The sequence below is a fragment of the Variovorax sp. V118 genome, from assembly GCF_041154445.1.
Taxonomy (GTDB): domain Bacteria; phylum Pseudomonadota; class Gammaproteobacteria; order Burkholderiales; family Burkholderiaceae_C; genus Variovorax; species Variovorax boronicumulans.
The window spans coordinates 4,186,523-4,212,084 of sequence record NZ_AP028663.1 but is presented as its reverse complement, the minus strand read 5'-3'; the positions used below and the strand labels follow the sequence as shown (position 1 = coordinate 4,212,084).

Genomic DNA, 25,562 nt, shown 5'->3' with positions numbered 1-25,562 from the left:
GCGCCGCCCTGCGGCCCCCGGCAACGACCGAACGGCGGCCCGCATGGCGCAGCTGATGTCGCTGCTGGTGCAGAACGCGATCCTGGTGGTGTTTGCCGCCAGCTTCGCCGCGCGCCTGGGCCTGCCCGTGCCGGCCGCGGCCGTGCTGGTCGTCACCGGCGCGCTGCTGGCGGCGGGCGACGTGTCGGTGGTCGGCGTGGTGCTGGCCGCCGTGGTCGCCAACCTGCTGGGCGACGGCGCGTGGTTCTATGCCGGGCGCCGCTTCGGCTACCGCTTCATGCGCCTGCTGTGCCGCATCTCGCTGTCGCAGGACTCCTGCGTGCGTCGCGGCGAATCGCTCATCTCCGACTGGGGCGGCATGTCGCTTGTGGCCGCCAAGTTCGTGCCCGGCGTGTCCGTGGTGGCGCCGCCCATGGCCGGTGCGCTGGGCATGTCGGTGCGGCGTTTTGTCGGCTTCGACATCGTGGCCGCGCTGGTCTGGACGGGCCTGTTCCTCGGCCTGGGCTGGCTCTTTCGCGACCAGATCCAGCAAGTGCTTGCCGTGCTCGCGCAGGCCGGCGGCATCGCCACCGCCGCGCTGGGCGTGGTGCTGCTCGTGATGCTCGCCGTGCGCTACTGGCGCCGCCGCGCCTTCGCGCGGCTCACCGGCATGCCGCGCATCAGCGTCGACGAACTGTTCGACCTCATGAGCGGCGACGTGCCGCCGCTGGTGATCGACGTGCGCGGCGAAGCCGGCGTGCAGGTCGACCCGCGCCGCATTCCGGGCGCGCTGTCGTACACCCTCAAGGCGCTGCAACAGCGCAACCTGGACCTCACCATCGACCCCGACCGCGACGTGGTGCTGTACTGCAACTGCCCCAACGAAGTCTCGGCCGCGCAGGCTGCGCGCGTGCTGCTGGCGCGCGGGGCGCGGCGGGCGCTGCCGCTGACGGGGGGGCTGGATGCGTGGGTGGCTTCGGGGCGGCCGACCAGCGTGCATTGACCGCACCAGGACGAACGAGGCACCCACCCCGACGATGAACCTGCGCACCAAGATCGTCGCGCTGGCCGTTGCGCCCCTGCTGGTCGCGCTGGTGCTCGTGGCCCTGGCCGTGCGCCACCAGGAGCACGACCTGGCCCAGCGCGAGCGGGCGCTCATCGAGCGCAGCTACATGGCCCAGCGCCGCAGCGAGCTGCGCAGCTACGTCGACCTGGCCGTGAGCAACCTGCTGCCGCTGTACGAGTCGGGCCTGGACGACGAGGCTACGCGCACCGAGGCCCTGCGCCGCCTGGCCACGCTCAACTATGGCGACGACGGCTACTTCTTCGTCTACGACATGGACGGCAACTCGCTCATGCACTCGCGCCAGCCCGAGCTGGTGGGCCAGAACCTGTGGAACCTGCGCGATTCGCACGGCCGCTTCACCATCCAGGAGCTGATCAAGGGCGCGCGCGACAAGGGCGGCGCCTACGTCGAGTACGAATGGCGCAAGCCCTCCAGCGCGCAGATGGCGCCCAAGCTCGGCTACGTCACCGCGCTGCCGCGCTGGAACTGGATGGTCGGCACCGGCCTGTACCTGGACGACATCCAGTCGACCATGGACACGCTCGACCGGCAGATGAACGCCAACGTCACCGCCACGCTGCTGTGGATTGCCGGCATCGCCGCGCTGTGCCTGGGCGTGGTGAGCGCGGCTGGGCTGCTGCTCAACCTCAGCGAGCACCGCACGGCCGAAGCCAAGCTGCGCCTGCTCGCGCGCCGCGTGGTGCAGTCGCAGGAAGAAGAGCGCGGCCACCTCGCGCGCGAGCTGCACGACGGCACCAGCCAGACGCTGGTGTCGGCCAAGCTGCTCATCGAATCGGCCGTGGAGCAGCTCGACCGCGCGCACCAGTCGCCGCCGCCCGCGCTCGGCAAGGCGCTGCAGCGGCTGAACGATTCGCTCACCGAGGTGCGCCGCATCTCGCACCGGCTGCGCCCCGCGCTGCTCGACACCCTGGGCCTGCCCGCCGCGCTGGAGCGCCTGGGCGCCGAGTTCGGTGAAGAAGGCGGCGTTGACGCATCCATCATGGTCGAGGGCGAACCCTTCGAGCTGTCGCAAGAAGCCAAGACCGCGCTCTTTCGCGTCACGCAGGAAGCGTTGACCAATGTGCGCAAACACGCGCGTGCGCAACAGGTGCACATTGCGCTGGGTTTCGACGAAGAGGCCGTGCGCCTGGAGATCAGCGACGACGGCGTCGGCTTCAACGTCGAGGCCATGCAGCTCGACCCGCAGCGCGGCATCGGCCTGCGCAACATGCGCGAGCGCATGGAGTCCATCGAAGGCCGGCTGCGCATGCGCTCGGGCCGTGGCCATACCTCCATCGTGGCCGAAGTGCCCGTGCGGCGCGCAAAGCCAGAATAGCGGCCATGAAAGAAGACCCTGCCGCTGCTCCCGCTACCCCCGTGGTTGTGCGCCTGTTCCTGGTCGACGACCACCCGCTGGTGCGCGACGGCCTGCGCGCGCGCCTGGGCGCCATGCCCGGCCTGGAGATCGTGGGCGAGGCCGGCAGCGCGGCCGAGGCGCTGGCACTCATCGGCCCCGCGCAGCCGCACCTCGTGCTCATGGACGTGGGCATGAAGGACATGAACGGCATCGAGCTGGCGGTGCTGCTGCTGCAACAACAGCCGCAGCACCAGAAGCCCGCGCCGCACATCGTGATGCTCAGCATGTACGACAACCCCGAGTACGTGCAGAAGGCCCTGCAGGTCGGCGCGCGCGGCTACGTGCTGAAAGACGCGCCGGCGGCGGAGATCGTGGCGGCCATCGAGGCCGTGTCGGCGGGCGGCACCTTCTTGAGCCCGGCCGTGTCGAAGAAACTCTTTCGCAACCAGACCCCGCGCCCGCTGCTCACGCCGCGCGAGAGCGAGATCTTGAGCGCGCTCGGCCGCGGCGAATCGAGCAAGCAGATCGCGCGCGACCTCGGCCTGAGCGTGCGCACCGTGGAGGCGCACCGCCAGAGCATCAAGCGGCGCCTGGGCATCGAAGGGCAGGCGGAACTCATCAAGTACGCGGTGGAGCACGCGCGGGAGTTCGGCGGGCAGGGCTGAGGCGCTGCTGTCGATGCGGGGCTCGGGCTCTGCTTTCAGGGCCTGACTGTCAGGGCTTTGTGAATCGCCACTGCCGCAGCGCGATTACTTGCGCGAACCGCGCATTCCTCGGCGAAATTTCTCTCTGTGCCGGGCAGGACTTCTCTACAGTGAATGCCCCTGTGATGAAACGACCCGCTATGCGGGCGAGGAGGGCAGCACACACCACACCACGGACCACTGACTGATTGAGTGAATGAATGAATGAACCGCTTCGCCTCACGGCGGGCCATCGATGCAGATCGATCGATGCGAACGTGAGGCACAAAAGGCGACGGCCACGGTGCGCGAACACCATGACCGTCTAACCAAGTGACGTGCAATAACTTTGGAAAGCGAGCACACCAATGGCTGATCGAATTATGGCCCGCGCTACCGGGTCGACTTCTACCCACACGACCACTCCCAGCGCAGCAGACTTGCTGGAATGCAAGCTGGAACAACTGAACTCATTGCTGTGGTGCTGCCACGGCGCCGGCGATGGATGGTTCGAAGATGCGGGGGCGGGGCACCGAGACAACCTGCTGTGGATCGCGTCGGATTTGGCGCGGGATGCGGCGGCGTTGTTTCAGGAGAGTGGGGGAGGGTGAGAGCTTGGCGCCGGTATTGGATATCGGGGTGGCTGCTTCAGACTGGTTGCAGTCAGTCGGTATGGCCCGCTGAACGTCTGCTGTGGGTCGCAATCGAGTCATCCAGCAGCGTGTCGATCCGCCTCGCCGCGGCGGCAAGGCGGACGGATCTGCACCACTCAATCGACGCTCGTTCAGATTTCTGTCTGCTCCGAAATCTCCAGGGCATCATCCACCTCGATGCCCAGATATCTGACTGTTGACTCAAGCTTGGAGTGGCCGAGCAGCAACTGCACCGCACGGAGGTTTCTCGTCCGTCGGTAGATCAGCGTCGCCTTCGTCCGTCGCATCGAGTGCGTTCCGTAGTCGGCAGTATCCAGTCCGAGCTCTCTGACCCAGCCGCCAAGAATGCGGGCGTACTGCCGGGTGCCGAGGTGCGGCGAGTCATGCATTCGGCTCGGGAACAGGAAGTCGTCCGATTGCAGTCCGACGCGCTGGATCCACGCCTGCACAGCCTCTCGGGTTCCAGGCGTGAGCTCGAACTGCACCGGACGCTGGGTCTTGTGCTGCAGCACCGTCGCCCGTGGTGCAACCTGCTCCCCGTGGCATACGTCCCTGACCTTCAGGCTGACAAGATCGCAGCCGCGCAGCTTGCTGTCCAAGCCCAAGTTGAACAAAGCCAGCTCGCGCACTCGGCCCTCCAGTTGCAGCCGCACCCGCAGCGCCCAAATGTCCTTGAGCTTGAAAGGCGCCTTCTGGCCGACGATCTTGCCCTTGTTCCAGGGCACTTGGCAGGTAGCAGTGTTTACTGATCCCATGATGGTCTCCCATCGAGTTGAGGGAGCCTCAGCGTGCGCGCGCCGGACTGCAGCTATGCTTGTTGTCGCGTCCAAGCAGCGCCTGTTTTCACTGGGTTAGGGATCAGCTTTCGCGACTATGTTTGATCTATAGCAAGGGGCACAATCGGCCAGAAGCTGTCTCTGACCGCTATCTTTCAATTTAACCCCTACCCATGAGTTCATTGACTTGGGACGATCTATTCATCGATGCAGCGCACCTCGACTTCAGAAGGCTGCTTTCCGAATGGCCGGACGTGGTTACCGGTCAAGTAGGGCCTATCGGAGCCTCAGCTTTCGGTGACCTCTTCTTTGAGCGAAGGTCTGGTGCTGTGGAAAAGCTGGATGTACTGGAAGGCGGGGTCCACCACGTCGCAGCGAACCGTCCAGAGTTTGCAACGTTGATGAACTCTCAGCCTTGGCAGGAACAACATCTTTTGAGCAATGGTGTTGCCTTACTGAAGGAACGGGGCGTATCGCGGTCTGTGGGGCAGTTTTTCGGTTTCGCGCCTCATCCGGTGTTCGCGGGGAAGATTGACTGGTCAAGAGTCATGCCGTTGGACACTGTTGTGTGGAATTCAATCTGCGCACAGTCCTTGGGCGGGGCCGCGCAGGCAGCAACTCCGGCGACGCCGAGCGCTCCCCCAAAGAAGCCTTGGTGGCAACTCCGGTAAGGGTGGCCGAAGCAACGCTCCGCTGAAGGGCAGTACATGCGCTGAATGACTGCTTCGGAGCATCGCGAACTTCCGGATTGGGCCCTGAGCCGGCGTAGCGTCTTCTCGAAAGCAGACCTCAAGATGCCGGCCATCTACCTGTTTTCGGGTATTGCCCCTCGGTAGCGAGTTGCATAGGATCGCCGCCTTACAAAATGTAACTAGGGTGATCATGGGGAGCATTACTGCAAGGGCGCGATTGCTCCGCGCTCAATCCGTTTGGCTTTGGCTAATGGCCCTGTGGCTTGGCTGCCTCGTGGCCTTGTCCGGCTGCGGCGGCGGCTCGGGCGGCGCGAGCTTCGTCGGCTTCGGGCTCAACCTCACGCAGCCACCCGCGGGCTTGAGCTATGCCATGACCTCCGCGGTCTACGAGGTCGGGCAGGCCATCGTGCCGAACCGGCCCACCGCCAGCGGCGGCGCCGTCGAGCGCTATGCCGTGGCGCCGCCGTTGCCGGCGGGCCTGGCGCTCGACGCGGGCACGGGCGTCATCAGCGGAGCGCCCACCGCCGTTGCCGCATCCGCCGTGTATGTGGTGACCGCCGAGAACGCGGGCGGCAGCGCGACGGCCCGCGTGCAGATCGAGGTGCGCAGCACGCCTGCCGCGCCGTCCGGGCTGACCTACCGTGAAAGCGCCGCGATCTATACCGTGGGCCAGGCCATCGCGGCCAACGCGCCCGCCAGCAGCGGCGGTCCGATCACCGGCTACAGCATCGCGCCGGCCTTGCCCGCGGGGCTGCTGCTCGACCCGCAGACCGGCGTGATCAGCGGAACACCCACCGCCGCCGCGGCGGACGCGGCCTACACCGTCACCGGCACCAACGCGGCCGGATCGGCCGAGGTCACGTTGCAGCTGGCAGTCCAGGCGGCGCTGGCGGCGCCTGCCAGCGTGGCGTATGCCACGCCGCGCGCGCTCTACGCCACGGCGCAAGCCATCGTTCCCAACACAGCGCTGGTGATCGGCGGCACGCCCTCGGCGTTCTCGGTGATGCCGGCGCTGCCCGGCGGCCTGAGCCTCAACGCGCTGACCGGTGCGATCACCGGCACGCCGGCGGCCATCCAACCGCTGACGACATACACGGTCACGGCCAGCAACAGCGCGGGCTCGGCGCAGGCGCAGGTGCAGATCGCGGTCACCGGAAGTGGCAGCTGGGTTTCGCAGGCGGTTCTGCCGACCGGACGTCACTACGCGCCGGTCGTGCGCCTGCAAAGCGGCAAGGCGCTGGTCATCGGCGGGTTCACGGCCTCCGGCGTGACCGCGTCGGTCCTTGTCTACGACCCGGCGGGCAACAGCTGGACCGCGGCCGCGCCCATGTTGACGCCTCGCTCCGACGGATCGGCGACCGTGCTGCCCGACGGACGCGTGCTGGTCGCCGGCGGCGACGGCGCGGGCATCTCCCCCATGGCGGCCGCCGAAATCTACGACCCGGTCGCCGATACTTGGCAGCTCGCCGCGAGCATGGCCGAGGCGCGCACGCGGGCCACAAGCACACTGCTGCCCAATGGCAAGGTCCTCGTCATCGGTGGCTACAGCCGGATTCCCAGTTTGACCTTTTCGCAGACGGCCGAGCTGTATGACCCGGCTTTCAACACCTGGACCTCCATGGCCACGCCGTTGTCGTCCCCACGCGCTCAGCATGCCGCGCAGCTGCTGCCGGGCGGCAATGAAGTGCTGGTGATCGGCGGCATCAACCGAAGCGGGTTCGTGACCTCCGCCGAACGGTTCCCTGTCAACGACAGCGGTGCCACCACGCCTGTTGCGGGCACCGTGCCCGCCGCCAACGTATACACCTCCGTGCTGCTGGCGGACGGCGACGTGCTTGCGATGGGCGATGGCAGCAGCACCGCGATGCGCTTCGACGTCGCCACGTCGGGCTGGACGGCGAGCGTTTTTTCCAGCACGCGCTCCCTTCCGACGATGACGACGCTGGCCGATGGCCGCGTGTTGCTCGCGGGCGGTACTGGCAGTGGCGGCGTTCGCCTGGCCACCGCAGAAATCTACAACCCCGACTTCGACGTCTGGACGCCGGCGAGTTCGATGTCCACCGGGCGCAGTGCCGCCTCCGCGGTCTTGCTCAGCGACGGCTCCGTCCTGGTTGTCGGCGGGTTCTCCAACCCTGCCGGAGAAGTCGACGCGGTGGAGCGCTTCCTGCCCTAGGCCTTGCCGTGTCACAAGCGAACAGCCGCCCTCCTGGCCTGCGAACGTCGGTTATCTGGCGATTTTGGGGAAGTGGTCGACCGTCCGGTTCTGCCCGACTGTAGCCGCACACCCGCATTGGTGATGGTCAGGATGTGCGCGAAGCCTGTTTGAAGGGTGCCGCAGCCGGCTAGGTCTGCTGCAACCGGCGGCGGCGTTGGCGGTCCAGTTCGCCCAGTAAAGTCTTGGCGAGGACCACCGCGATATCCGGTCAGAATTGGAACCTATGCCTATGCAGCCCCTGTTCGACGCAATCGCTTCAATGTCCGCACCGGTGGATGCGCAGCGCATCTTCCACGGCCGCGGTGGGCTTCATCCCGAGTGCGCTCACTTGTCGCTCGACTTTTTCCCGCCGGTTTGGGTGTTGACCAGCTTCAAGCCTGCGACCGACGGCGAACTGGCTGCAATTGGCGCCGCACTGGAGCGTCGCTGGTCACAGTTGGCACCGGGTGAAACGCTGCAATGGGTGTTTCAGTGCCGGCATGAAGGCCAGAGCAGCACACAACTTATGGGCGGTTCGGTGCCCGACCCGCATTGGGTCACCGAGGAGGGCGCTCGCTATCGCGTTAACGTGGGCCGGGGCCAGAACCACGGTCTGTTTCTCGACATGGCCGAAGGACGGCGCTGGGTTCGTGCGTTTGTGAAGGCGCGCCCAGACGCCCGGTCGCGCGTCAAGGTGCTCAACCTGTTTGCTTACACCTGCGCGTTTTCGGTGGTCGCATTGCAGGCAGGGGCCCGGCACGTCACCAACCTAGACATGAGCAAGGGCGCTCTGGCCGTGGGGCAACAGAACCACCGCGCCAACGGCGTGCTCGCCGGCGCGAGCTTCCTCCCTCATGACCTTTTCAGTTCGTGGGGAAAAATCTCGCGCGGAGGCCCTTACGGGCTGGTCATCGTTGACCCACCGAGCTATCAAAAGGGAAGTTTCGTTGCGACCAAGGACTACGCCCGGCTGATTAGGCGCTTGCCTGACCTGCTGGAGCCCGACGGCCTTGTCCTGCTATGCCTCAATGCCCCAGAACTGGGACCAAAATTCCTGCAGGAGCAAATGAGCGCACTGGCGCCGGAACTGGATTTCGTGGAAAGACTGGCGAATCCAAGCACCTTTCCCGACGTGTCCGACGAGCGGTCGTTGAAGGTGTTGGTGTACCGGGCACCGCCGGGTGTTAAACCTGAGGTCTGAAGGGTGCGCTACGCATTGGCGCCACGGGCGGCGGCCCCATGGAGCGCCTTCGTGTGAATTGAAGCAAGCTGTCGAATGACTGGTCCTGGCCGACAGCCGCTATGCCTTACGGAACAACAACGTGTCAGGGGCGTCTGGTTGGGTCAGTCGGTTCAGGATAAGCCCGCCACTTTTTGGCATCGACAAACGCCACCAAGCGCCGTTCGGTTCCGCATAGAACGTCACGTCGCCCTCATCCAGTGCTTTTCCAAGATACGGCGACGGAAATCTCGCAGGTACTTCGTAGACGCCGAGCTTGCTCATATGGCACCTGACCAGCCATACAACCCGGTAGTGCTCGCAGATGCTGGACTCTTCGGTACTCGGTAGGGGATACGGCCCAGCCAGTTTTTTCCTGTGTTCGATTGCCCAGGGTGGGGGTTCACCCGACTCAATAAATGCATACAGCCCCCGCCATGACTCTGGTTCCGGCCAGGCCTCTCGGTAGCGCTGTCGCTCTTCTTCCTTCAGGGCCAGGAAGAAAATTCTCCATTGACCCCAGTACGCCTCACCCCAGCCCATGCGCCACCCGACGCTACCCCATGGGATGTCAGGATGCTTGATCCACAGTGGTGACATTGCGACTGTCATGTTGCTGCGATTGGCGAGTTGGGTTGGAAGGTAGACCGAGGCGGTAAAGGTCGGCCATTGGCCGAATGCCGTCAACGTATCTGAGGCTCCACCGGCACAAAGCCGAAGTTCAATGCACCGCAAAGTCGTCGTCGGTCAGATGATCCGAGAGGCGTTCATAAGCTACTCCATAGATACAGCGACTTCTGTTCAGCAATCGCCTGTTTAGCGAGTCTTTGAAGATCCAGCACCACAGGTCGCAGCTCCGCCACATCCACTTGAAGCTCCTCGGTGTCGGCCCATCGGGGGAGTGCAGCATCAAGCGCCGAGTGTTCGACGTGAGCAAGAAGTTGGACTAGCCGATCTGGGAACCGGAAGAGCCAGGAGTCCCCTTCATCGCCGCCCTCGTCACTTTCCAACTCGTGCAGGTCAGCATCCCATTCCTTCCCTTCTAGGATTGCCCACAAAGTGCCTACTTCAAGGTCGGTGAAGCCTTTGTACTCAGCCGGGCGCAATTGCAATGCAATGGCCTTGCCCTGGTCATCTTCGCTCATCCGGTCCGCGTAGCGCGCGGCTTCTCCTTCATTCGCGACGAAGAAGTCGGAAAGTAATCCCATTGCATTCCTCCTATGTTTCTATGCTGCCACTGAGCGGCGTAACGCGGATTTAGATGACTAGACCGCTTCCGAGGGTGTCTGGCTCCGACGCCAAGTGACCGGTCCTGGCCGAATGCTGCCTGAAGCGGCGCGAGCATGCACTCGCTTTGCCGCCATCGTAGCGACCTTCTCCTGCTGTCCTGCTGGACGCGATCCGCGAGATCGGCTATGGGTCGGGAACTAACACATACGACAACTGCAGCTGCAGCGCATCCCTGGCGATTAGGCGCATAGACTCATCAGATGCCTGAAGACAATCCCAGCGCGCCCCTCCATCTCACCCTGCGCCAAGCCGACGAGTTGGAGCCAGTGGAGGACGACGACCTCACGGACTACCTCGTTGAACTTGCGCCTGAGATCGGTTGGATCATCATCCACTTCAACTCGTTGGAGGACCACGTGTCGGGCTTCATCCGTGAGGCGATCCTCAGGGATGCCTTTCAAGATGAGCGGATGGACGTCTTCTTGGCCGGCATGCTGTTCTCCGCGAAGGCGCGGGCACTTCTGGACCTGTACGGCCAGATGATCGAATATGGGGGTTCAGCCGTGACCCACGAGGACTTGCGCAAGGTGGACGTCCTGCTCACGGAATGCGCCACTCGCCGCAATGAGTACGCGCACGCGGATTGGATCGGGATGAAACTAGGTGGGTACGTGCGCGTGAAGTCACAGTCGAAGCGCACCGGCATCAGCCATCGGTACAAGAGATACGACTTGGCGCGAGTGCAGGCAGACGTGGACTTCATCAGCGCGGCCCGTGACACCCTGTATGAGTTCAACGAGCGCGTCTGGGACCAACTTCGCGCAACAGGAAACGTGCCTGTCGAGCAACGCTGACTTGAGGCCGGCAGCCAACTAAGCCGGCTACGCGCAGTGGCGAACAAGCGGGCCAAATAGGACTGCGAGTTGAATGTCCGCTCTTGGCCGCATTCTGACCTACGGCCACGCGGCTCAGCGCAGGACCAGGGTGCCATCGACCAAGTCGAACGCTTCGCCGTTCACTTCAGTAATCGTCCCCTCATAGCGCAGGTCGAGCTTGTGCTCTGGGTCCCATCGTGGGTCGACATACACGCTTGCGACGAGCTGGTCGTCCACCACTAGGGCAATGGATTCCACCTCGTTCATGACCTGGGCTCGAGTCAAGCCGGCAGGGACATCCCAGAATTCAAGCCACTCGTTGGCTTCGGCATACCGGTAGTGCGCGTAGATGAGGTCCAAGATGTGCTCCGCGTGCCGTTTCGCGTATTCGGCGAGCTTTGAGGCCAAGTCAAGCATTACTTCACTCGGTCGCCCGCCCGAGGGCATCTGGAGCTCGACGGCCAAGTCACCGATGGTGGTGTGAACTACCGGATTCGATAACCAAGGGTTCATTGCACGCGGAAGCAAGCTGGTTTGGAGCGAAATTCTGACCGAGATCGGAAGGTCCGGTTTTGGCCGATAGTAGCCATTCGCGCGAGGCCGAGGGATGTCGGGTGTCGCTGCATTGCCGACATTGCGGAACTACGAAACGGATCTGAGCGATCTTGCTTTGATACCCTGTAAGTTGTACCTGCCCGAAGCTTCTCGTGATGCCCGACCTCCCTTTCAGCCCAGCCGCCGACCGCAACAAACAACCCATCCTCGATGCCCTGACCCGCATCCTCGATGAGCGCGGCACCGCCTTGGAAATCGCCTCCGGCACAGGCCAACACGCCGCCTGGTTCGCCGCCGCGATGCCTTCATGGACCTGGCAGCCCACCGACGCAGACGCCCGCTCGATCCCCGCGATCGCCAATCGCGTCGAGCAAGCCGCATTGCCCAATCTGCGCCCGCCACTGCTGCTCGACGTGATGGCGCCGCAGTGGCCCTCGCAAGGCCCCTCGTTCGCTCAAGAAGACAAAGAGCAAGAAAAGTTCGACGCCATCTACTGCGCCAACATGCTGCACATCGCGCCCTGGCCTACCTGCGCCGCGCTGATGGTCGGTGCCGCGCGGCATCTGCGTGCCGGCACCGGCCTGCTGATCACCTACGGGCCTTACTTCGAAGACGAAGCCCAGCACGGCCCCACGGCGCCGAGCAATCTGGCGTTCGACGAAGACCTGCGCGCGCGCAATCCCGCGTGGGGCATTCGCCGGCTCGACGACGTGGTGGCAGAAGCGCGCCGTGTCGGCCTCGCATTGCGCGAGCGGCACGCGATGCCTGCGAACAACCTGCTGCTGGTCTTCGGCGCCTAAGGTCCTTCTCGGTATGAATGCCATGCGTTTGGAAGGACAAAACTTCGTCGCGATCGACGCACCCTCTGATGCGCAAGTCCAACAGAAGGTGCGTGCCCTCTGGAGTGCAGGAAAGCATTCGTATGCATCGCTGACGGATGACGGCGGAAGCTACGTCCAGGTCGCGGGGGGAAGGGCAACCTGCATGGTGGAGAGATTCGAAGCCGCAACAGGAAAGCGATGGAGAGCGTTTCACGACAAGCCGAGCCCGGTCTTTCCCGACGGGACCCTGCTTGTGTTTGGCGCAGGCGAGGTGGCACTCAAGTCCGACGAGTGGTTTGTGGCCGATGCCGTCCTGGAAATTTTTCTGTGCTTCAAAGCCGCGCGCCCGTACCCGGCAACGGTGTCTTGGCGCGCTGCGGAAGGTTCTTCGGCCTGATGTTCCTGGCATCTGGCGCTTGAGGCACCTCCGCCCGCCAAGGGCCTCTGCATTGCGATCCGGCCCACTCGCGCTAGAGTCGGGCCACGTCCACAAGACCGGCCTGCGCCCATGCTCGACACACCATTGCCGACGCCTCCTCATTCCCCCGCATCGCTGTCGCTGCTGCAGCAGCGGCTCCTGTTCCGACTGATTCCCGCCGTCACCGCCTGCCTCCTGGCCATCGGCTGCGCGAGCCCGCCGTCGACGCGTGCGCCCGGTGGTTCGGTTCCGAGCAGCAACATCCCGCCGCTGACGTCGGAGCAGTCGAACAGCATCACGATCCATGCGCTGGGACTGGTCGGCACGCCGTACCGCTATGGCGGCAATTCGCCCGAGGGCGGGTTCGATTGCAGCGGGCTCATCGGCTACGTGTACCGCCACAGCGTGGGGCAGGTGCCGCCGCGCACGGTGTCGCGCATGGCGGGCTTCGGTCGGCCGGTGCCGATGTCGGAGCTTCGATCGGGCGACCTGGTGTTGTTTGGCTCGGCGTCGCCCACGCATGCGGGCATCTATGTGGGCGACGGGCGCTTCGTGCACGCACCGTCCACGGGCGGCGAGGTGCGGCTCGACCGGCTCGACGGCGTGTACTGGTCGCGCCAGCCGACGCAGGCGCGACGGCCGGGCTGATCCGGCGAAACCGGCTCGCGCGTTACGCGCGCGGCGATTGCACGTGCTCGGCTCGAACGCCGATGCCCACGGCGCGCGCCGGCAGGGTGCGCAGCCACGGCCAGCGCCCCAGCAGGCGCAGGGCCCAGGGCATGGGGCGGGGCGCGGTCGATGCCGCCGCCTTGCGGCTGAGCACGGGCATCAGCACGCGGTCCTGCACGAGGCGCTGCGCGGCCTGGGTGACGCGCACGGGCCATTCGCGGCGGCGCTGCAGCTGGGGCAGCAGGTTGTCGATCTCCTTGTCGGTGGCGCTGCCAGCCAGCGACGCGGACAGCAGGTTGGCGGCGGCCACGGCGTCCTGCACGGCGAGGTTGATGCCGACACCGCCCACGGGCGACATGGCGTGCGCGGCGTCGCCGATGCACAGCAGGCCAGGGCACGACCACGATTCGAGCCGGTCGACGGTCACTTCGAGCAGCTTCACGGCCTCCCAGTCGGGCAGGGCCTCGGGCAGACGGGTGGCGAAGAAGGGCGCGATGCGCGCGATCTCGGCATGGAAGGCGGCAACGCCGCGCGACTGCAGTTCGGCGCTGCCGCCCTTGCGGATGACGAAGGCGCACTGCCAGTAGTCGCCGCGGTTGAGCGTCACCAGGAGGTGGCCCGCCGCGATGTGGCCGCCGGTGGCTTCGGGGTCGCCGGCCAGCTTGGGAATGCGCATCCACAGCACGTCGATGGGCGCGCCGTAGCTGATGTGCGGCAGCGCCGCCGCGTCGCGCAGGGTGGAGTGGCGGCCGTCGGCGGCCACGATGAGGGAGGCGTGCAGCTCGATGTCCTTCGGGCCGCCGCTGTCGGGGCTGCGGGCGCCGACGCGCACTTTCACGCCGTTGACGCGGCCCTTGTCCTGCAGCAGGCCGACGGCCTCGGCGTCGGTCCACAGCTCGAAGCCGGGGTAGCGCTGCGCCTCGTCGCACATGAAGTCCAGGAACTCCCACTGCGGCATGAGCACGAGGAAGCGGGCGTGCGTGGGCAGCCGCCTGAAGTCGGCAATGGTTACGCCGCGGCCTTCGTAGGTGCCGCGCAGCTCTTCGATGCGGTTGTGCGGGCGCTGCAGGAAGGCGTCGAGCAGGCCGAGTTCGTGCAGCACTTCGAGGGTCGAGGGGTGCACGGTGTCGCCCCGGAAGTCGCGCAGGAAGTCGAGGTGTTTCTCGAGCACGACGACGGGCACGCCCGCGCGCGCAAGCAGCAGGCCGAGCACCATGCCGGCCGGGCCGCCGCCGGCGATGCAGCAGCGGGGCGACGTGGGAGCGGGCGCAGAGGTGGTGTGTGTGTCCATGGCTCCGATCGATCCGGTCGCGCCATGGGTGGCGTGGCCTGTGGGGGGGCGCGGTGCGTGCACCCTGGGTGCATGCACTGCGCGGCCGGACCGCCGGGGCCCGGACCTCAGGGCTGCATGAAGCTCACGCTTTGGGCGATGAGCATGCCGTCGACCACGCGGTCGCCGACGACGGTCACGCGCTTGCCGTTGCCCAGGTCCGCGGCGGTGCCGTTTTCGAAGATGGTACCGGAGCCGCTGGCCTTCACGCGCTGGCCGCGCACGGTGAAGTCGGCGGCCGACACGTAACCGCCGATGGCGCCGATGACGGTGAACGACACCGGCCCGCCGGTGCCGGGCACGTGGCGGATGCGCAGTTTCTTGACCACGAGCACCTGGCCCGAGAGGAAACCGTCGACCTCGACCTTCACGCCGTTGCCGATGGAGCCGCTGGGCCCGCCGGTGATCTGGGCGTTGCGCGCGTCGATCTTGTTGCCCAGCACGCGGAAGTCGCCCAGCGCGGCGAAGTCGGTGATTACGCCGGCCAGCTGCAGCGCGATGCCGTCGGCCGAGGGAATGGCGTACCAGCCCTGCACCTGGGTGGCGGTGAAGCGGCCGGCGGCCGGCGCTGCCGTGCCGCGCACGCGCACGAGGGCGCCGTTGGCCAGGCTCGCGGCATCGATGCCGGGGCCGAAGGCGGCGCCGCCGAAGTCGACGGTCAGCAGGCCGAGCGTGAACTGCTGGCCGCCGCGGTCGAGGTTCTGCACGGTGCCGGTCACCAGCGGGGCGGTGGTGGCGGGCGCCACCTGCACGCGCGTGGCGCGCAGGATGCCCGGGGCGGCGGGCAGGCCCCACACCTGCACCACGGCGGTGTCCACGAGGTCGGCGGCGCCCTTGGCGTCGCCCCAGACGGTGGCGTTGTCGGTGGTCACGCGGGCGCCCATGACGGTGAAGCTGCCGTCCTTCAGGTCGATGGCCGACACGGCGCCGCGCAACTCGGCGGCCGAGACGACCGTGGCGGCGATGCCGTTGTTGAAGTCGGCGTCGACCTTGCCGGCGATGCGCGCGCTCATGCCGATCTGCAGCTCGGTGGTGTCCTCGAGGCTGAAGGTGGCGCTGTCGGTGTTGTAGCGCAGGCCGTTGAGGATCACGCTGCCCAGGCCGTCGGCCGCACCGATGCCGGCGGCGTCCGCGGTCACGCCGGTGCCGCCGGAGCCCACGCCCGAGCCGTCGCCGTTGGTGTTGCCGGCGGTGCTGTCGCCGCCGCCACCGGTGCTTCCGGTGCTGCCATTGCCTGTGCCGCTGCCGGAGCCGGCGTCACCCGAGCCGCCGTCGCCGCCCCCACCGCCGTTGCCGTTACCGGTGGCCGTGGTGCCGGCGGTGCCGAAACCCAATGTGCCGCCGCCTCCACTGCCACCGCCGCCTCCCCCGCAGGACAGAAGCAGGGCCATGGCGCCGGCCATCAGCAGGCCGCGCACGAGTCGCAAGGAAAGGGGAGGCGTGTTCATCGGGGGGACTCGTTGTGCTGGGGCGCTCCGGGGGCGGGCGCGCCTTCTTCGTCTTCGTAATACGTGTAGATGCCGACGCGGATGCGCGCCTTCGCGGAGGCCTTGGCCTCGGGGGGCACGCGGTCGACGGCTTCGGTCATCTCGCGGGCCAGCTCGTGGTGCAGGCCGGCCCAGCGTTCGCGCACGAGGCGTTCGATGGCCGTGCAGTCGGCCAGCGTGAGCCCGCGCGCGTACACGGCGCGCTCGAGCATGCGGGGCGTCTCGCCCAGGGTGTTGGAGACGGCGGCCAGCAGGTGGTCGCGGCCGTTGTCGCCCAGGAAGGCGAGCATCGACTGCAGGTCTTCCACCGGCACGAAGCCGTCGGCCGTGAGTTCGGCGCTGCCGTCGCTCTCGGCCACCATCTGCAGGCGCACCAGCTCGTCGAGGATGGTGCGGTGGTGCACGTTGCCCCGGCTGGCCAGGCGGGCCACGCGCTCGAACGAGGGCCCGTCACCCTCGGTGACGACGGGCAGGCGGCGCAGGGTGTCGTCGTCGGTGGTCATCTGTAACCACAACGTAAAAGTCTTGGCAGCCGCTGACAGCTCGGTGTGGGGCAGGGGGTCGACGGTGGCGCGGACCTTGGCGGTGACGACCTTGCGGTTCAGCCCGGTGGTGACCGAAATCTGGCTGAGGTTGGGCTTGGTCACGCCCTGGGCGCGCCAGGTGCGCTGGGCTTCCTCGATGAGCAGGTCGCGCAGCAGGGCTTCGAGGTGCGGGTGCTTGACGCCCATGCCCAGCGCCAGCCGGACCACGGGCCTGAGGATGCGAGCGCAGGCGGCAAGGGCCCAGTCCAGCCGGTGTTCCATGAATGCGGGAGCGTTGTTCCTGGTGATGGTCGTCAAGGCAAGAGAGGCGGGACCGGCGCCCGGGCTTGCCACAGGGCCCTATTGTCGTTCGTCCGGCGGACCCCCTCGGCCGGCCCGGGTCAGGTCGCGGCGCAGGTGCCGCCGCTGGACCGGGTGACGGTGGTGCGCCCCGTGGCGCTGATGCTCACGGCGCGCGACTGGTCGGCGCTCGGGGTGGCGCGGCAGATGGTGATGCTGCTCCGGCCGGCGCCCAGGCCGGTGGCCTGGAACACGATGGCGCTGGCGCCATCGGCCTCGCGCAGCCGGTAGCCGCTGGCGGCCGCGGGCTCGACGCGCAGCACCTGCGTGTCGCTGCGCACGATCCAGCCGGCTTCCCACTGCCCGTTGGTGCTGCAGCTGGTGCCGTTGGCCGAGGCGCACAGGGTGACGGGCGCGTTGCGCTTGATGGCCTCGCTGCGCGCCAGCTGGCTGCCGGCGACCAGCGCGGTGCTGTAGCTGCTCAGGCGGGTGGACAGCCGGATGCCGTCGAACGAGGGCACGGCAATGGCGATCAGCACCACCAGCACGGCCAGCGTGACCATCAGCTCGATGAGCGTGAAGCCGCGCGGCCGGGTGCGGGCCTGCCTGGGGTGGTGGTTGCGCATGCGCGGGTGCACGGCGTTACTTCTGGATGAACCAGTAGACCCGGCCCTTGGGCTGCTTGAAGGCGGCCTTGGGCGCGGTGCCCTTGGGGCTGAGGAAGGAGTCGGGGTTGGCGCCGATGACCACGTCGCGCATGCCGCCATCGCCGTCCAGCTGCACGCGGCCCACGACCGGCGTGGGCGCGAGGCCGCCGCCTACCACGTTCTGGAAGCGCCCGTTGGTGCCCTGGGCGGCCGCGTTGACGTACGACACGTTGTAGACCCGCGCGGTGCCCAGGTCGGCCCGGCACGACTGCGTGTTGGGGTTGGTGGGCGTGTGGGTGTTGAAGGTGGTGACGCCGTAGGCGGTCACCGAACCGGTCACGACCTGCTCGCCCGCTGCGAGCCCGAGGTACCAGCCCTTCTTGGTGGCGAGGTCGGACGAACTCGGCGTGCTCGCGTCGGTGATGGCCTGCAGCGAGGTATGGCACAGCACCTCGTTGCCGGTGCCGCAGCGGTCGGCCTCGCTGGTCAGCCAGGTGGCGTCGGTGGGCTTGTCGACCAGCATGTAGAAGCGGTTGGCCACGCCGAGCGCGACGTTGTAGTGGCGCAGCGGCTTCTCGCGGTCGCCCGAGCCCAGCAGCACGACGTAGGCGCCGTTGTCCGCGACCACGTCGGGGCCGAACATGAACTTGCGGTTGGGCGTGCAGGTGGTCACCGTGTCGCAGCCGAGCGAGGCGATCTGGGTCATGGCCCAGGCGGACGGGGCCGCGCTGCCGATGGCGATGCGGTAGACGTTGCCGCCCAGGTCGGCTGCGTAGGCGATGGTGGCGACGCCCAGGGTGTCGGTGACCACCGTCACTTCGCCGACCACGGGGCGGGCGGTGGTGAACACCTTGAGCTGCGCGCCGGTGTTGGCGTCGAGCACGTAGATCCGGTTGCCCTTCACGCCGGTGCCGCAGGCCTGGGCGGCGCTGTTGGTGTCGACGTCTTCGCACTTGTCGTAGCCGCCGCCGAAGACCAGCAGCGGGCTGCTGCCGCTGCCGTAGCCGGTGGCGCGCAGCACCTTCGGCGCCGACCAGGTCTGGCCGATGCCTTCGAAGCCGGTGTCGCAGCCGGTGTCGTCGTTCTGGTTGGGGCAGCCCTTGCGCCACTTCAGCGTGGGTGCGGCGGGCGACGAGACGTCGAAGGCGTAGACCAGCCGGCCGCCGCGGCGCATGCTGGCGTAGAGCCAGGCGGTGCTGCCCTGACGGTAGGCCGCGACCGCGCCGTCCATGCCGTAGGGCTTGGGCGCCACTGTGCCCAGGCTGACGGGCAGGCCGGGGAAGTTGATGCGCGTGGTGTTGTCGTACAGCCGCTTGAGGCTGCCGTAGAACTCGGGCGGCATGAACGACCACAGCTCGGAGCCTGCGGCGGCCCCGCCGATGGCCGTGTTGCGGTTGCCGTTGATGGCGCGCAGCACACCGTCGTTGCCGCCGTAGAACACCACCACCTGGGGCGAGGCGTCGGTGCCGTAGTTGATGGCCACCGGGCGCGAGTGCACCACGTCGCCGTGCACCGAGGGACGCATGGCGCTCGAGGGCACCGGGTTGCCCTGGGCGTTGGGCCGTTCGTCGCCCTTGTTGTCCAGGCCTCGCGCCCAGTTGATGAGCTTGGTGCGGTCCGCGGTCGCGTCCGCGGCGATGCCGAGCGCGGTCGTGGTAATGGCCGTGTTGGCGTCGTCGAAGGCGGTGAGCGCGGTGCAGCTGCCCGCCGCGCAGGTCTTCATGTTGCGCACGGCCGGCACGACGCCGCGCAGCATGTAGCCCTGCGCGCCTTTTTCCACCACGTTGCCGTCGGGGCTGTCCGCGGCTTCCTTCTTGAGGCAGTCGCCGGACGGCCGGAAGCTCCAGTAGGCGTCGCTGTCGCTGGCGGCGGGTGTCCAGAAACTGCGCGCGCAGGGCGCGATGAAGCCGGTCTGGTTGTTCACCGCGTTCTTGTCGTCCGCGTCCTGCAGGATCAGCTGGCTGCTGCTGTCCAGCCCGAGCTTGTATTGCTTGAGGTTGCCGTTCCAGCGCGGAAAGGCGTTCTCGTCGGGGCGGAACATGCCCACGAACACCTGGTTCAGGTAGGTGCCCTGGGTGTTCACGCTCACGGGCAGGCTCACCGAGGAGAACACGCTGTTGACCGACTGGATCTTGCTGAAGATGTCGTCCAGCGCCTCGCCGAGCGCGGCGCCGAGTTCGGGCTTGCTCGAGAGGTCGTAGTACTCGCCGTTGCTCTGCTTGGCCATGCTCTGCAGCAGCGCGCTCCAGCCCGGGCCCTGGCCCTGGGTGGCCTTGGCGGCCTCGATGGTGTAGACCTTGACGCCCATGCTGGTCTGCAGGAAGCGCGCCCATTCGTCGGCCGTGTTGTCCTGCGAGCCGCTGGGGCTGAGCGTGATCTGGGCGGTGCTGCCGCCGGCGGCGCGCAGGGCTTCGTTGGAGAGCTGGTTGTCGTTGTTGTTGTCCTGCGCTGCGCCGTTGCTGATGTAGATGACGAAGGTGCCGATGCAGTTCTCGGTGCTCGGGCCGACATAGGTGCTGGCGTTGACGCTGGCCAGGGCGTTGCGCGTGAGCGCGTAGATGGCCTTCGATGCCGCGGTGCCGCTCACGTTGCCGGTGTAGTCGGTCTTGACCTTGCCGTTGCCGGCGATGGGCGCGGCGCTGGCCAGGTAGCGGTAGACCTCCGCCATGGTCTTGCCGGCCTTGCCGCCGTTGGACTTGTCGGCCACCTTGTCCAGGCTGCGGATCATGGCGCCGTACTTGAGCTTGGTGCCGCTGTCGAGCGTGCGCACCGCGGCGCGCACGTAGCCGCCGTCGCTGTTCGAATTGCCCTGGCCGGTCTCGGTGAACATCATCAGGCCGACCTTGAACTTGTCGGCCTGCAGGCTTTCGAAGGCGCTGGCGAGCGCGTTGAGCTCGGCGGTGAAGGGCTGGTTCCAGTTGGCCGTGTTGTCCAGCACGAACAGCACGTTCGGGGCCTGGGTGACGGCGGGGTTGTAGCCCACGAAGAGATCGATGTCCTCCGCCTGCGCAGCCTGCATCGGCAACGCGAGCAGCACGGCGGCCCACAGCGTGGTGAGTAGTTTTCTTGTCATGGCGGGGGCCCGTTCATCGTCGTGGTTCAAGGGGGGACAGGCGCAGGTTCGGCTGGTGCGGCAGGTGGCGGCGCGCACAGCGCTTCGAACTGCGCCTTGTTGAGCAGCGCCCGCACGCCCTGGCGCACGGAGGTCGAGGTGCCGGTGGCGCCGGGGGTGGTGTCGGTCACGGTGGTACTGATGTCCCACACGGCGTTGTACTGGTCGGGCAGGGCCGCAAGCCCGGAGCCGCTGCTGGACGCGCCGCCCGTGATGCCGCCCGGGCCCGTGCTGCCGCCGCCGCTGCTGTCGACGGCCTTGGTGGCGCGCACGCACACGGGCGGGGCAATGGTGACCTTGTAGTCGTCCACGCCGTCGTTGTTGATGTCGACCATGCTCACGGTGCCCTGCGGCGGCGCGAGCGACGGGGTGCCGTCGCTGCCGGGCACCAGCAGGCTGGCCGCGACCTCCTCGATCGCGCGGTTGGCGGCGGCCACGGCTTCGTTGCGGGTCTGCAGGTTGCCCACGGCCTTGAGGTTGGCGCCGCTGAGGTTGAAGGCGGCGGTGACCACGAGCGTGATCAGCAGCAGCATGATCATCCCGATGATCAGCGCGGCGCCGCGCTGGGTCTGGGTGGAGCGGCCGGCGTGCACGCGTGGCTTCATGGCGTTTCCCTCCGGCCGGTGACGTTGGTCAGGCGCACGGTGGTCGCGAACGCGTGCCGCTTGTAGTGGTCGTTGAACGGCGCGAGCGTCGCAGCGCCCATCTGGTACCTGCGCGTGTCGGTGTGGCCCGGCGAGATGGTGGTGGCGCGCGCGAGCACATACAGCTTCACGGCCACCGCGTTGACCAGCTGGTCGGCAGTGCAGGTCGCGCCGCAGTGCACGAAGGCGCCGTCGGGGCTGCCGTCGCCGCGGTTGGACGGGGTGGACTTGTTCGCCGGATCGGCCCAGGCGATGGCCTGGGTGTAGTTGACGGCGGCGCCGGTCTTGCTCAGCGTGTCCAGGCCGAGCTCGACGCGAAAGCCCTCGACGCCTTCGATCAGCGCCGTGGGCGGCTGCTGCGCGAGCGTGCCGCCCACCAGGTCGAAGCGCGAGCGTGCCAGCGTGGGAATGCCGTCGCCCACGGCCTCGGAGTAGTCGCGCACGTAGTAGATGTCGGCCACCAGCTTGCGCTTGGGCGAAGGGGTGGTGCAGTCCTTGAGGAACATCTGGTCGAAGGCGCCGGTCGAGAGGTCGAACGACGAGGGCTTTTGCGTGCCGCACAGCGACGACTGGAAGTACATCGCGCCGGCCACGTCGGCGTCGCAATGCGTCGTGCCGGGCAGGCAGGTTTCGGCATGGCGCACCACGAGGATGTCGGTGCCGGTCTTGTGGCGCGTCAGCAAGTCGGTGCAGGTGGCCGGCACGCTGCTGTAGACCTGCACGGGCAGGTCGAGCAGCTGGCGCTTGTAGTCCTCGGTCCAGTTCGCCGCCGAGTAGGCCAGGCAGGGGTCGGGCACGGCGCCGGTGGGCACGTGCGTGGGCGCGGCGCTGACCGTGAGGTCGTCGAACTCGGGCATGTAGTTTTCCCAGAAGCCCGCGTGCGAGATCTCGTTCTCGAGCACGAAGATGCTCAGGCGCCCGGTTTCGATCTGGCGGTTGACGCGTTCCATCTCGCGCTGGGAGCCGCTCACGTTGAGGAACAGCGTGAGCAGCGCGGCCATCACGATGAGCATGATGGTGATGGCCACCATCAGCTCGATCAGCGTCAACCCGCGCTGGGCGCGGCGTGCGGTGGGGCGCGGGTTCATGAGAGAGATCCGATGCGCACGAGCGTGGTCACGGTGCGGCGGCACAGGTCGTTGATGCACTTGGTGCCGGTGTCGTAGAGGTCCTTGCCGCAGGCCACGCCGGCCGGCGGCGCCGAGATCGGCCCCAGGCCCTGCCAGGCGACCGTCACGAGGTACTCGTTGTTGCCCATGTCTTCCACGCAGCCGCGCCCGCCGATCACGGTGCCCAGCTTGTCGTTGCCCGAGAACTCGGCCGCGCCCTGCAGCGCGTTGCACCACTCCTTGGCGTCGATCTGCTGGCGCGTGCCGGTGCCGGTGGGGCAGGCATCGGTGCCGCCCAGCGGTGCGCTGGTGGCGTAGCTGGCCGCCACGCGGCGGTTGATGGCGATGCGGTTGGCCATGTCGTTGAGCAGGATCAGCGCCTGCGAGCGCTGGTACGACTCCATCTCGGAGGCCTGCAGCCGGGCCTGCAGGCCGACGAGGCCGAACAGGCCGAAGGCCAGCACGAGCAGGGTGACCAGCACCTCGATCAGCGTGGCGCCGCGCTGGCGCCGCAGGGCGGGGCTCACCATTTTTCGGGCGGCGTCTTCACGCCTTCGCTGGTGAGCCCGAGGTTGCCGTCGCCCGCCTGGCTGCCGATCGCGGTGAAGGTGATCGTGAAGGTGGGCGGGCCGGATTCCTGCAGCGCGACGTCGTAGCTGTAGTTGCTGCTGACTTCGGCGGGCAGGCTGTAGCCGCTGGCAGTCAGTGCCGTCTTGTCGGCGTAGCCGCGGTTGGCAATGAGGAACTGCTGCTGCCGGTTGGCGATGTCCATCATCTGCGCCTGGGCCGCCGAGCGCTTCGATCGCACGATGTACTGCCGGTAGCTGGGCAGGGCGATCGACGCCAGGATGGCCACGATGGCCACCGTGATCATGACCTCGATCAATGTGAAGCCGCGGGGGGCGCGCGCCTGCGAATGCTGGGTCATCGTGGACTCGTCAGAGATGTTTCACATTGTTAGTGAATGTGAATTTATCACATCTAATGTGAGCGCAAAGGATTTGCGGCGCTTCCGGCGGAGGCGATCCGGGCGTGGATAGGGGTTATCCATTAGGCAATTCCACCCGCCCGGCCCGCGCAGTTCGACGGATGCGGCCCGGCGGCGGGCGGGGAACACTCGCCCGGTTCATATCGAGGAGACATCCGCATGCCCAACATTCGCCGCCATCTGGTGTGGCTGGCCGTGGCCGTGCTCGGCGCTTTTGCGCTGGGCACCGTCGCCCTGAGCCGGGGAGAGAGCATCAACGCCCTGTGGGTCGTGACCGCCGCGCTCTGCACCTACTTGATCGCCTACCGCTACTACAGCCTGTTCATCGCCGACAAGGTGCTGGGGCTGGACGCCAACCGCAAGACGCCCGCGCATCGCCACAACGACGGCCTGGACTACGTGCCGACCGACAAGAACGTGCTGTTCGGCCACCACTTCGCGGCCATTGCAGGCGCCGGCCCGCTGGTGGGCCCGGTGCTCGCCGCGCAGATGGGCTACCTGCCCGGCCTGCTGTGGGTGCTGGCGGGCGTGGTGTTCGCGGGGGCGGTGCAGGACTTCATCATCCTGTTCATCTCCACGCGCCGCGACGGCCGCTCGCTGGGCGACCTGGTCAAGCAGGAGATGGGCGTGGTGCCCGGCATGATCGCGCTGTTCGGCACCTTCATGATCATGATCATCATCCTGGCGGTGCTGGCCCTGATCGTGGTGAAGGCGCTGGCCGAATCGCCGTGGGGCAGCTTCACGGTGGCCGCGACGATTCCGGTGGCGCTGTTCATGGGCGTGTACCTGCGCTACATCCGCCCGGGCCGCATCGGCGAGGTGTCGGTGATCGGCTTCGTGCTGCTCATGGCGGCCATCTTCGGCGGCCAGTGGGTCAGCCAGCACCCGGTGTGGGGCCCGGCCTTCACCTTCGACGGCAAGGCGCTCACCTGGATGCTCGTGGGCTACGGCTTCGTGGCCGCCAGCCTGCCGGTGTGGCTGCTGCTGGCGCCGCGCGATTACCTGTCGACCTTCCTGAAGATCGGCACCATCATCGCGCTGGCTATCGGCATCGTGGTCGTGATGCCGACGCTGCAGATGCCCGCCATCACGCAGTTTGCGCAAGGCAACGGCCCGGTGTGGTCGGGCAGCCTGTTCCCGTTCCTGTTCATCACCATCGCCTGCGGTGCCGTCTCGGGCTTCCACGCGCTGATCTCTTCGGGCACCACGCCCAAGATGCTGGACAACGAACGCCACGCGCGCTTCATCGGCTACGGCGGCATGCTGGCCGAATCGTTCGTCGCCGTGATGGCGCTGGTGGCGGCCTCGTGCATCGAGCCGGGCATCTACTTCGCGATGAACAGCCCGGGCGCGCTGGTCGGCACCACGGTGCAACAGGCCGCCGCAACGATCTCCGGCTGGGGCTTCGTGGTCACGCCCGAGATGTTGCTGCAGACGGCCAAGGACGTGGGCGAGACCACCATCCTCGGGCGCACCGGCGGCGCGCCGACGCTGGCCGTGGGCATGGCCCACATCCTTCACCAGGTGATCGGCGGGCAGGCCATGATGGCCTTCTGGTACCACTTCGCGATCCTGTTCGAGGCGCTCTTCATCCTCACGGCGGTGGACGCCGGCACACGCGCCGGCCGCTTCATGCTGCAGGACCTGCTGGGCAGCTTCGTGCCCGCACTCAAGCGCACCGACTCGCTGCCGGCCAACCTGATCGCCACCGCGCTGTGCGTGGCGGCCTGGGGCTACTTCCTGTACCAGGGCGTGGTCGATCCGCTGGGCGGCATCAACACGCTGTGGCCGCTGTTCGGCATCTCCAACCAGATGCTGGCCGCGGTGGCGCTGATGCTGGGTGTGGTCGTGCTGTTCCGCATGAAGCGCGAGCGCTACGCCTGGGTGGCGGCGGCGCCGGCCGTGTGGCTGCTGGCCTGCACGCTGACGGCGGGCTGGCAGAAGATCTTCTCGAGCGATCCGAAGATCGGCTTCCTGTCGCACGCCGCCAAGTACGCCGACGGCCTGGCCAACGGCGTGCTGATCGCGCCGGCCAAGACGCCCGAAGCCATGTCGCGCATCGTCTTCAACGACCGGCTCGACGCCGCGCTGTGCGCGCTCTTCATCTTCGTGGTGCTGAGCGTGCTGGTCTACAGCATCAAGGCCTGCCTGGCGGCCCGCGCGGCCAACCGGCCGACCACCCAGGAGACGCCGTTCGAGGCGATGGGCGCGGCCTCGTCCGCCGCCCACTGACC

24 protein-coding genes are annotated in these 25,562 nt (G+C 67.2%); 11 read left to right on the top strand and 13 right to left on the bottom strand.

All coding sequences use genetic code 11. From position 1 onward, the window contains the following. Positions 1-43 precede the first annotated feature (43 nt). From ACAM52_RS19545 to ACAM52_RS19535, 3 genes are read left to right on the top strand one after another with little or no spacing between them, the layout of a single operon-like run. Positions 44-982: a VTT domain-containing protein gene (locus ACAM52_RS19545; protein WP_354343226.1), complete on the top strand. Its 939-nt coding sequence runs from the start codon at positions 44-46 to the stop codon at positions 980-982. A gap of 34 nt (positions 983-1,016) precedes the next feature. Continuing rightward, a complete protein-coding gene (locus tag ACAM52_RS19540) occupies positions 1,017-2,381 on the top strand; it encodes a cache domain-containing protein (RefSeq protein WP_095744124.1) in 1,365 nt (454 codons plus the stop codon). 5 nt (positions 2,382-2,386) lie between these two features. Continuing rightward, positions 2,387-3,067: a response regulator gene (locus ACAM52_RS19535; RefSeq protein ID WP_369644359.1), complete on the top strand. Its 681-nt coding sequence runs from the start codon at positions 2,387-2,389 to the stop codon at positions 3,065-3,067. An 802-nt stretch (positions 3,068-3,869) separates the two neighbouring features. On the opposite strand, the gene ACAM52_RS19530 is transcribed toward ACAM52_RS19535, so the two are convergent. Further along, positions 3,870-4,493, bottom strand: a complete 624-nt coding sequence (locus ACAM52_RS19530) for a tyrosine-type recombinase/integrase (RefSeq protein WP_369644358.1) — start codon at positions 4,491-4,493, stop codon at positions 3,870-3,872. Positions 4,494-4,687: 194 nt separating this feature from the next. Between ACAM52_RS19530 and ACAM52_RS19525 the strand changes: the two genes are divergently transcribed. The 3 genes from ACAM52_RS19525 (at position 4,688) to ACAM52_RS19515 (ending at position 8,601) form a co-directional block, all read left to right on the top strand. Beyond that, positions 4,688-5,185 carry a hypothetical protein gene (locus ACAM52_RS19525; protein ID WP_369644357.1) on the top strand — a complete coding sequence of 166 codons (498 nt, stop codon included), beginning with the start codon at positions 4,688-4,690 and terminating at the stop codon, positions 5,183-5,185. A gap of 271 nt (positions 5,186-5,456) precedes the next feature. After that, positions 5,457-7,379, top strand: coding sequence for a kelch repeat-containing protein (locus ACAM52_RS19520; protein ID WP_369644356.1), 1,923 nt, complete (start codon positions 5,457-5,459; stop codon positions 7,377-7,379). Positions 7,380-7,650: 271 nt separating this feature from the next. Further along, entirely contained in the window at positions 7,651-8,601 is a 951-nt protein-coding gene (locus tag ACAM52_RS19515; RefSeq protein WP_369644355.1) for a class I SAM-dependent methyltransferase, read from the top strand. Between the two features lie 99 nt (positions 8,602-8,700). On the opposite strand, the gene ACAM52_RS19510 is transcribed toward ACAM52_RS19515, so the two are convergent. Together ACAM52_RS19510 and ACAM52_RS19505 are read right to left on the bottom strand one after the other, a co-directional pair. Then, entirely contained in the window at positions 8,701-9,306 is a 606-nt protein-coding gene (locus ACAM52_RS19510) for a hypothetical protein (protein WP_369644354.1), read from the bottom strand. 80 nt (positions 9,307-9,386) lie between these two features. Further along, entirely contained in the window at positions 9,387-9,827 is a 441-nt protein-coding gene (locus ACAM52_RS19505; protein WP_369644353.1) for a hypothetical protein, read from the bottom strand. Between the two features lie 282 nt (positions 9,828-10,109). Here ACAM52_RS19505 and ACAM52_RS19500 point away from each other — a divergent pair, with 282 nt between their 5' ends. Next, positions 10,110-10,703: a hypothetical protein gene (locus ACAM52_RS19500; protein ID WP_369644352.1), complete on the top strand. Its 594-nt coding sequence runs from the start codon at positions 10,110-10,112 to the stop codon at positions 10,701-10,703. 114 nt (positions 10,704-10,817) lie between these two features. Here the strand turns inward: ACAM52_RS19500 and ACAM52_RS19495 are convergent, their stop codons facing one another. Further along, positions 10,818-11,084, bottom strand: a complete 267-nt coding sequence (locus tag ACAM52_RS19495; RefSeq protein ID WP_369644351.1) for a hypothetical protein — start codon at positions 11,082-11,084, stop codon at positions 10,818-10,820. 350 nt (positions 11,085-11,434) lie between these two features. On the opposite strand from ACAM52_RS19495, the gene ACAM52_RS19490 reads away from it, so the two are divergent. The 3 genes from ACAM52_RS19490 (at position 11,435) to ACAM52_RS19480 (ending at position 13,166) form a co-directional block, all read left to right on the top strand. Continuing rightward, complete coding sequence (locus ACAM52_RS19490; protein ID WP_369644350.1) at positions 11,435-12,079, top strand: DUF938 domain-containing protein; 645 nt, start codon at positions 11,435-11,437, stop codon at positions 12,077-12,079. A 13-nt stretch (positions 12,080-12,092) separates the two neighbouring features. Beyond that, complete coding sequence (locus tag ACAM52_RS19485; RefSeq protein ID WP_369644349.1) at positions 12,093-12,497, top strand: hypothetical protein; 405 nt, start codon at positions 12,093-12,095, stop codon at positions 12,495-12,497. A 111-nt stretch (positions 12,498-12,608) separates the two neighbouring features. After that, positions 12,609-13,166, top strand: coding sequence for a C40 family peptidase (locus ACAM52_RS19480; RefSeq protein WP_369631810.1), 558 nt, complete (start codon positions 12,609-12,611; stop codon positions 13,164-13,166). Between the two features lie 22 nt (positions 13,167-13,188). Here the strand turns inward: ACAM52_RS19480 and ACAM52_RS19475 are convergent, their stop codons facing one another. The 9 genes from ACAM52_RS19475 to ACAM52_RS19435 all read right to left on the bottom strand — a co-directional run bounded on the left by ACAM52_RS19475 (position 13,189) and on the right by ACAM52_RS19435 (position 23,268). Further along, positions 13,189-14,478 carry an FAD-dependent oxidoreductase gene (locus ACAM52_RS19475; RefSeq protein WP_369644348.1) on the bottom strand — a complete coding sequence of 430 codons (1,290 nt, stop codon included), beginning with the start codon at positions 14,476-14,478 and terminating at the stop codon, positions 13,189-13,191. A 107-nt stretch (positions 14,479-14,585) separates the two neighbouring features. Beyond that, positions 14,586-15,965 (bottom strand): DUF5666 domain-containing protein, encoded by a 1,380-nt coding sequence (locus ACAM52_RS19470; RefSeq protein WP_369644347.1) that lies wholly within the window; start codon positions 15,963-15,965, stop codon positions 14,586-14,588. Continuing rightward, complete coding sequence (locus ACAM52_RS19465; RefSeq protein ID WP_369644346.1) at positions 15,962-16,810, bottom strand: DUF6502 family protein; 849 nt, start codon at positions 16,808-16,810, stop codon at positions 15,962-15,964. Before ACAM52_RS19465 ends, ACAM52_RS19470 begins: the two co-directional genes overlap by 4 nt. A gap of 119 nt (positions 16,811-16,929) precedes the next feature. Continuing rightward, positions 16,930-17,466 (bottom strand): GspH/FimT family pseudopilin, encoded by a 537-nt coding sequence (locus ACAM52_RS19460; protein ID WP_223301370.1) that lies wholly within the window; start codon positions 17,464-17,466, stop codon positions 16,930-16,932. Between the two features lie 4 nt (positions 17,467-17,470). Then, the gene (locus tag ACAM52_RS19455; RefSeq protein ID WP_062472140.1) at positions 17,471-20,548 is read right to left on the bottom strand and encodes a pilus assembly protein; all 3,078 of its coding nucleotides are present in this window, start codon (positions 20,546-20,548) and stop codon (positions 17,471-17,473) included. Between the two features lie 26 nt (positions 20,549-20,574). Further along, positions 20,575-21,192, bottom strand: a complete 618-nt coding sequence (locus tag ACAM52_RS19450) for a PilX N-terminal domain-containing pilus assembly protein (RefSeq protein ID WP_062472137.1) — start codon at positions 21,190-21,192, stop codon at positions 20,575-20,577. Next, complete coding sequence (locus ACAM52_RS19445) at positions 21,189-22,319, bottom strand: PilW family protein (RefSeq protein WP_369644345.1); 1,131 nt, start codon at positions 22,317-22,319, stop codon at positions 21,189-21,191. The genes ACAM52_RS19450 and ACAM52_RS19445 overlap by 4 nt, the downstream gene beginning before the upstream one ends. Further along, a complete protein-coding gene (pilV, locus tag ACAM52_RS19440) occupies positions 22,316-22,870 on the bottom strand; it encodes a type IV pilus modification protein PilV (RefSeq protein ID WP_070061625.1) in 555 nt (184 codons plus the stop codon). The genes ACAM52_RS19445 and pilV overlap by 4 nt, the downstream gene beginning before the upstream one ends. Next, the gene (locus tag ACAM52_RS19435; RefSeq protein WP_369644344.1) at positions 22,864-23,268 is read right to left on the bottom strand and encodes a type IV pilin protein; all 405 of its coding nucleotides are present in this window, start codon (positions 23,266-23,268) and stop codon (positions 22,864-22,866) included. Before ACAM52_RS19435 ends, pilV begins: the two co-directional genes overlap by 7 nt. A gap of 219 nt (positions 23,269-23,487) precedes the next feature. On the opposite strand from ACAM52_RS19435, the gene ACAM52_RS19430 reads away from it, so the two are divergent. Continuing rightward, positions 23,488-25,560: a carbon starvation CstA family protein gene (locus ACAM52_RS19430; protein WP_095744137.1), complete on the top strand. Its 2,073-nt coding sequence runs from the start codon at positions 23,488-23,490 to the stop codon at positions 25,558-25,560. Positions 25,561-25,562: the final 2 nt, after the last annotated feature.

What these genes read in the sequence shown, in the direction of transcription:
- ACAM52_RS19545 (WP_354343226.1), top strand. Translation starts at nt 44, where the DNA reads ATGGCGCAGCTGATGTCGCTGCTGGTGCAGAACGCGATCCTGGTGGTG.
- ACAM52_RS19540 (WP_095744124.1), top strand. Translation starts at nt 1,017, where the DNA reads ATGAACCTGCGCACCAAGATCGTCGCGCTGGCCGTTGCGCCCCTGCTG.
- ACAM52_RS19535 (WP_369644359.1), top strand. Translation starts at nt 2,387, where the DNA reads ATGAAAGAAGACCCTGCCGCTGCTCCCGCTACCCCCGTGGTTGTGCGC.
- ACAM52_RS19530 (WP_369644358.1), bottom strand. Translation starts at nt 4,493, where the DNA reads ATGGGATCAGTAAACACTGCTACCTGCCAAGTGCCCTGGAACAAGGGC.
- ACAM52_RS19525 (WP_369644357.1), top strand. Translation starts at nt 4,688, where the DNA reads ATGAGTTCATTGACTTGGGACGATCTATTCATCGATGCAGCGCACCTC.
- ACAM52_RS19520 (WP_369644356.1), top strand. Translation starts at nt 5,457, where the DNA reads ATGGCCCTGTGGCTTGGCTGCCTCGTGGCCTTGTCCGGCTGCGGCGGC.
- ACAM52_RS19515 (WP_369644355.1), top strand. Translation starts at nt 7,651, where the DNA reads ATGCAGCCCCTGTTCGACGCAATCGCTTCAATGTCCGCACCGGTGGAT.
- ACAM52_RS19505 (WP_369644353.1), bottom strand. Translation starts at nt 9,827, where the DNA reads ATGGGATTACTTTCCGACTTCTTCGTCGCGAATGAAGGAGAAGCCGCG.
- ACAM52_RS19500 (WP_369644352.1), top strand. Translation starts at nt 10,110, where the DNA reads ATGCCTGAAGACAATCCCAGCGCGCCCCTCCATCTCACCCTGCGCCAA.
- ACAM52_RS19490 (WP_369644350.1), top strand. Translation starts at nt 11,435, where the DNA reads ATGCCCGACCTCCCTTTCAGCCCAGCCGCCGACCGCAACAAACAACCC.
- ACAM52_RS19485 (WP_369644349.1), top strand. Translation starts at nt 12,093, where the DNA reads ATGAATGCCATGCGTTTGGAAGGACAAAACTTCGTCGCGATCGACGCA.
- ACAM52_RS19480 (WP_369631810.1), top strand. Translation starts at nt 12,609, where the DNA reads ATGCTCGACACACCATTGCCGACGCCTCCTCATTCCCCCGCATCGCTG.
- ACAM52_RS19475 (WP_369644348.1), bottom strand. Translation starts at nt 14,478, where the DNA reads ATGGACACACACACCACCTCTGCGCCCGCTCCCACGTCGCCCCGCTGC.
- ACAM52_RS19470 (WP_369644347.1), bottom strand. Translation starts at nt 15,965, where the DNA reads ATGAACACGCCTCCCCTTTCCTTGCGACTCGTGCGCGGCCTGCTGATG.
- ACAM52_RS19465 (WP_369644346.1), bottom strand. Translation starts at nt 16,810, where the DNA reads ATGGAACACCGGCTGGACTGGGCCCTTGCCGCCTGCGCTCGCATCCTC.
- ACAM52_RS19455 (WP_062472140.1), bottom strand. Translation starts at nt 20,548, where the DNA reads ATGACAAGAAAACTACTCACCACGCTGTGGGCCGCCGTGCTGCTCGCG.
- ACAM52_RS19450 (WP_062472137.1), bottom strand. Translation starts at nt 21,192, where the DNA reads ATGAAGCCACGCGTGCACGCCGGCCGCTCCACCCAGACCCAGCGCGGC.
- ACAM52_RS19445 (WP_369644345.1), bottom strand. Translation starts at nt 22,319, where the DNA reads ATGAACCCGCGCCCCACCGCACGCCGCGCCCAGCGCGGGTTGACGCTG.
- pilV (WP_070061625.1), bottom strand. Translation starts at nt 22,870, where the DNA reads ATGGTGAGCCCCGCCCTGCGGCGCCAGCGCGGCGCCACGCTGATCGAG.
- ACAM52_RS19435 (WP_369644344.1), bottom strand. Translation starts at nt 23,268, where the DNA reads ATGACCCAGCATTCGCAGGCGCGCGCCCCCCGCGGCTTCACATTGATC.
- ACAM52_RS19430 (WP_095744137.1), top strand. Translation starts at nt 23,488, where the DNA reads ATGCCCAACATTCGCCGCCATCTGGTGTGGCTGGCCGTGGCCGTGCTC.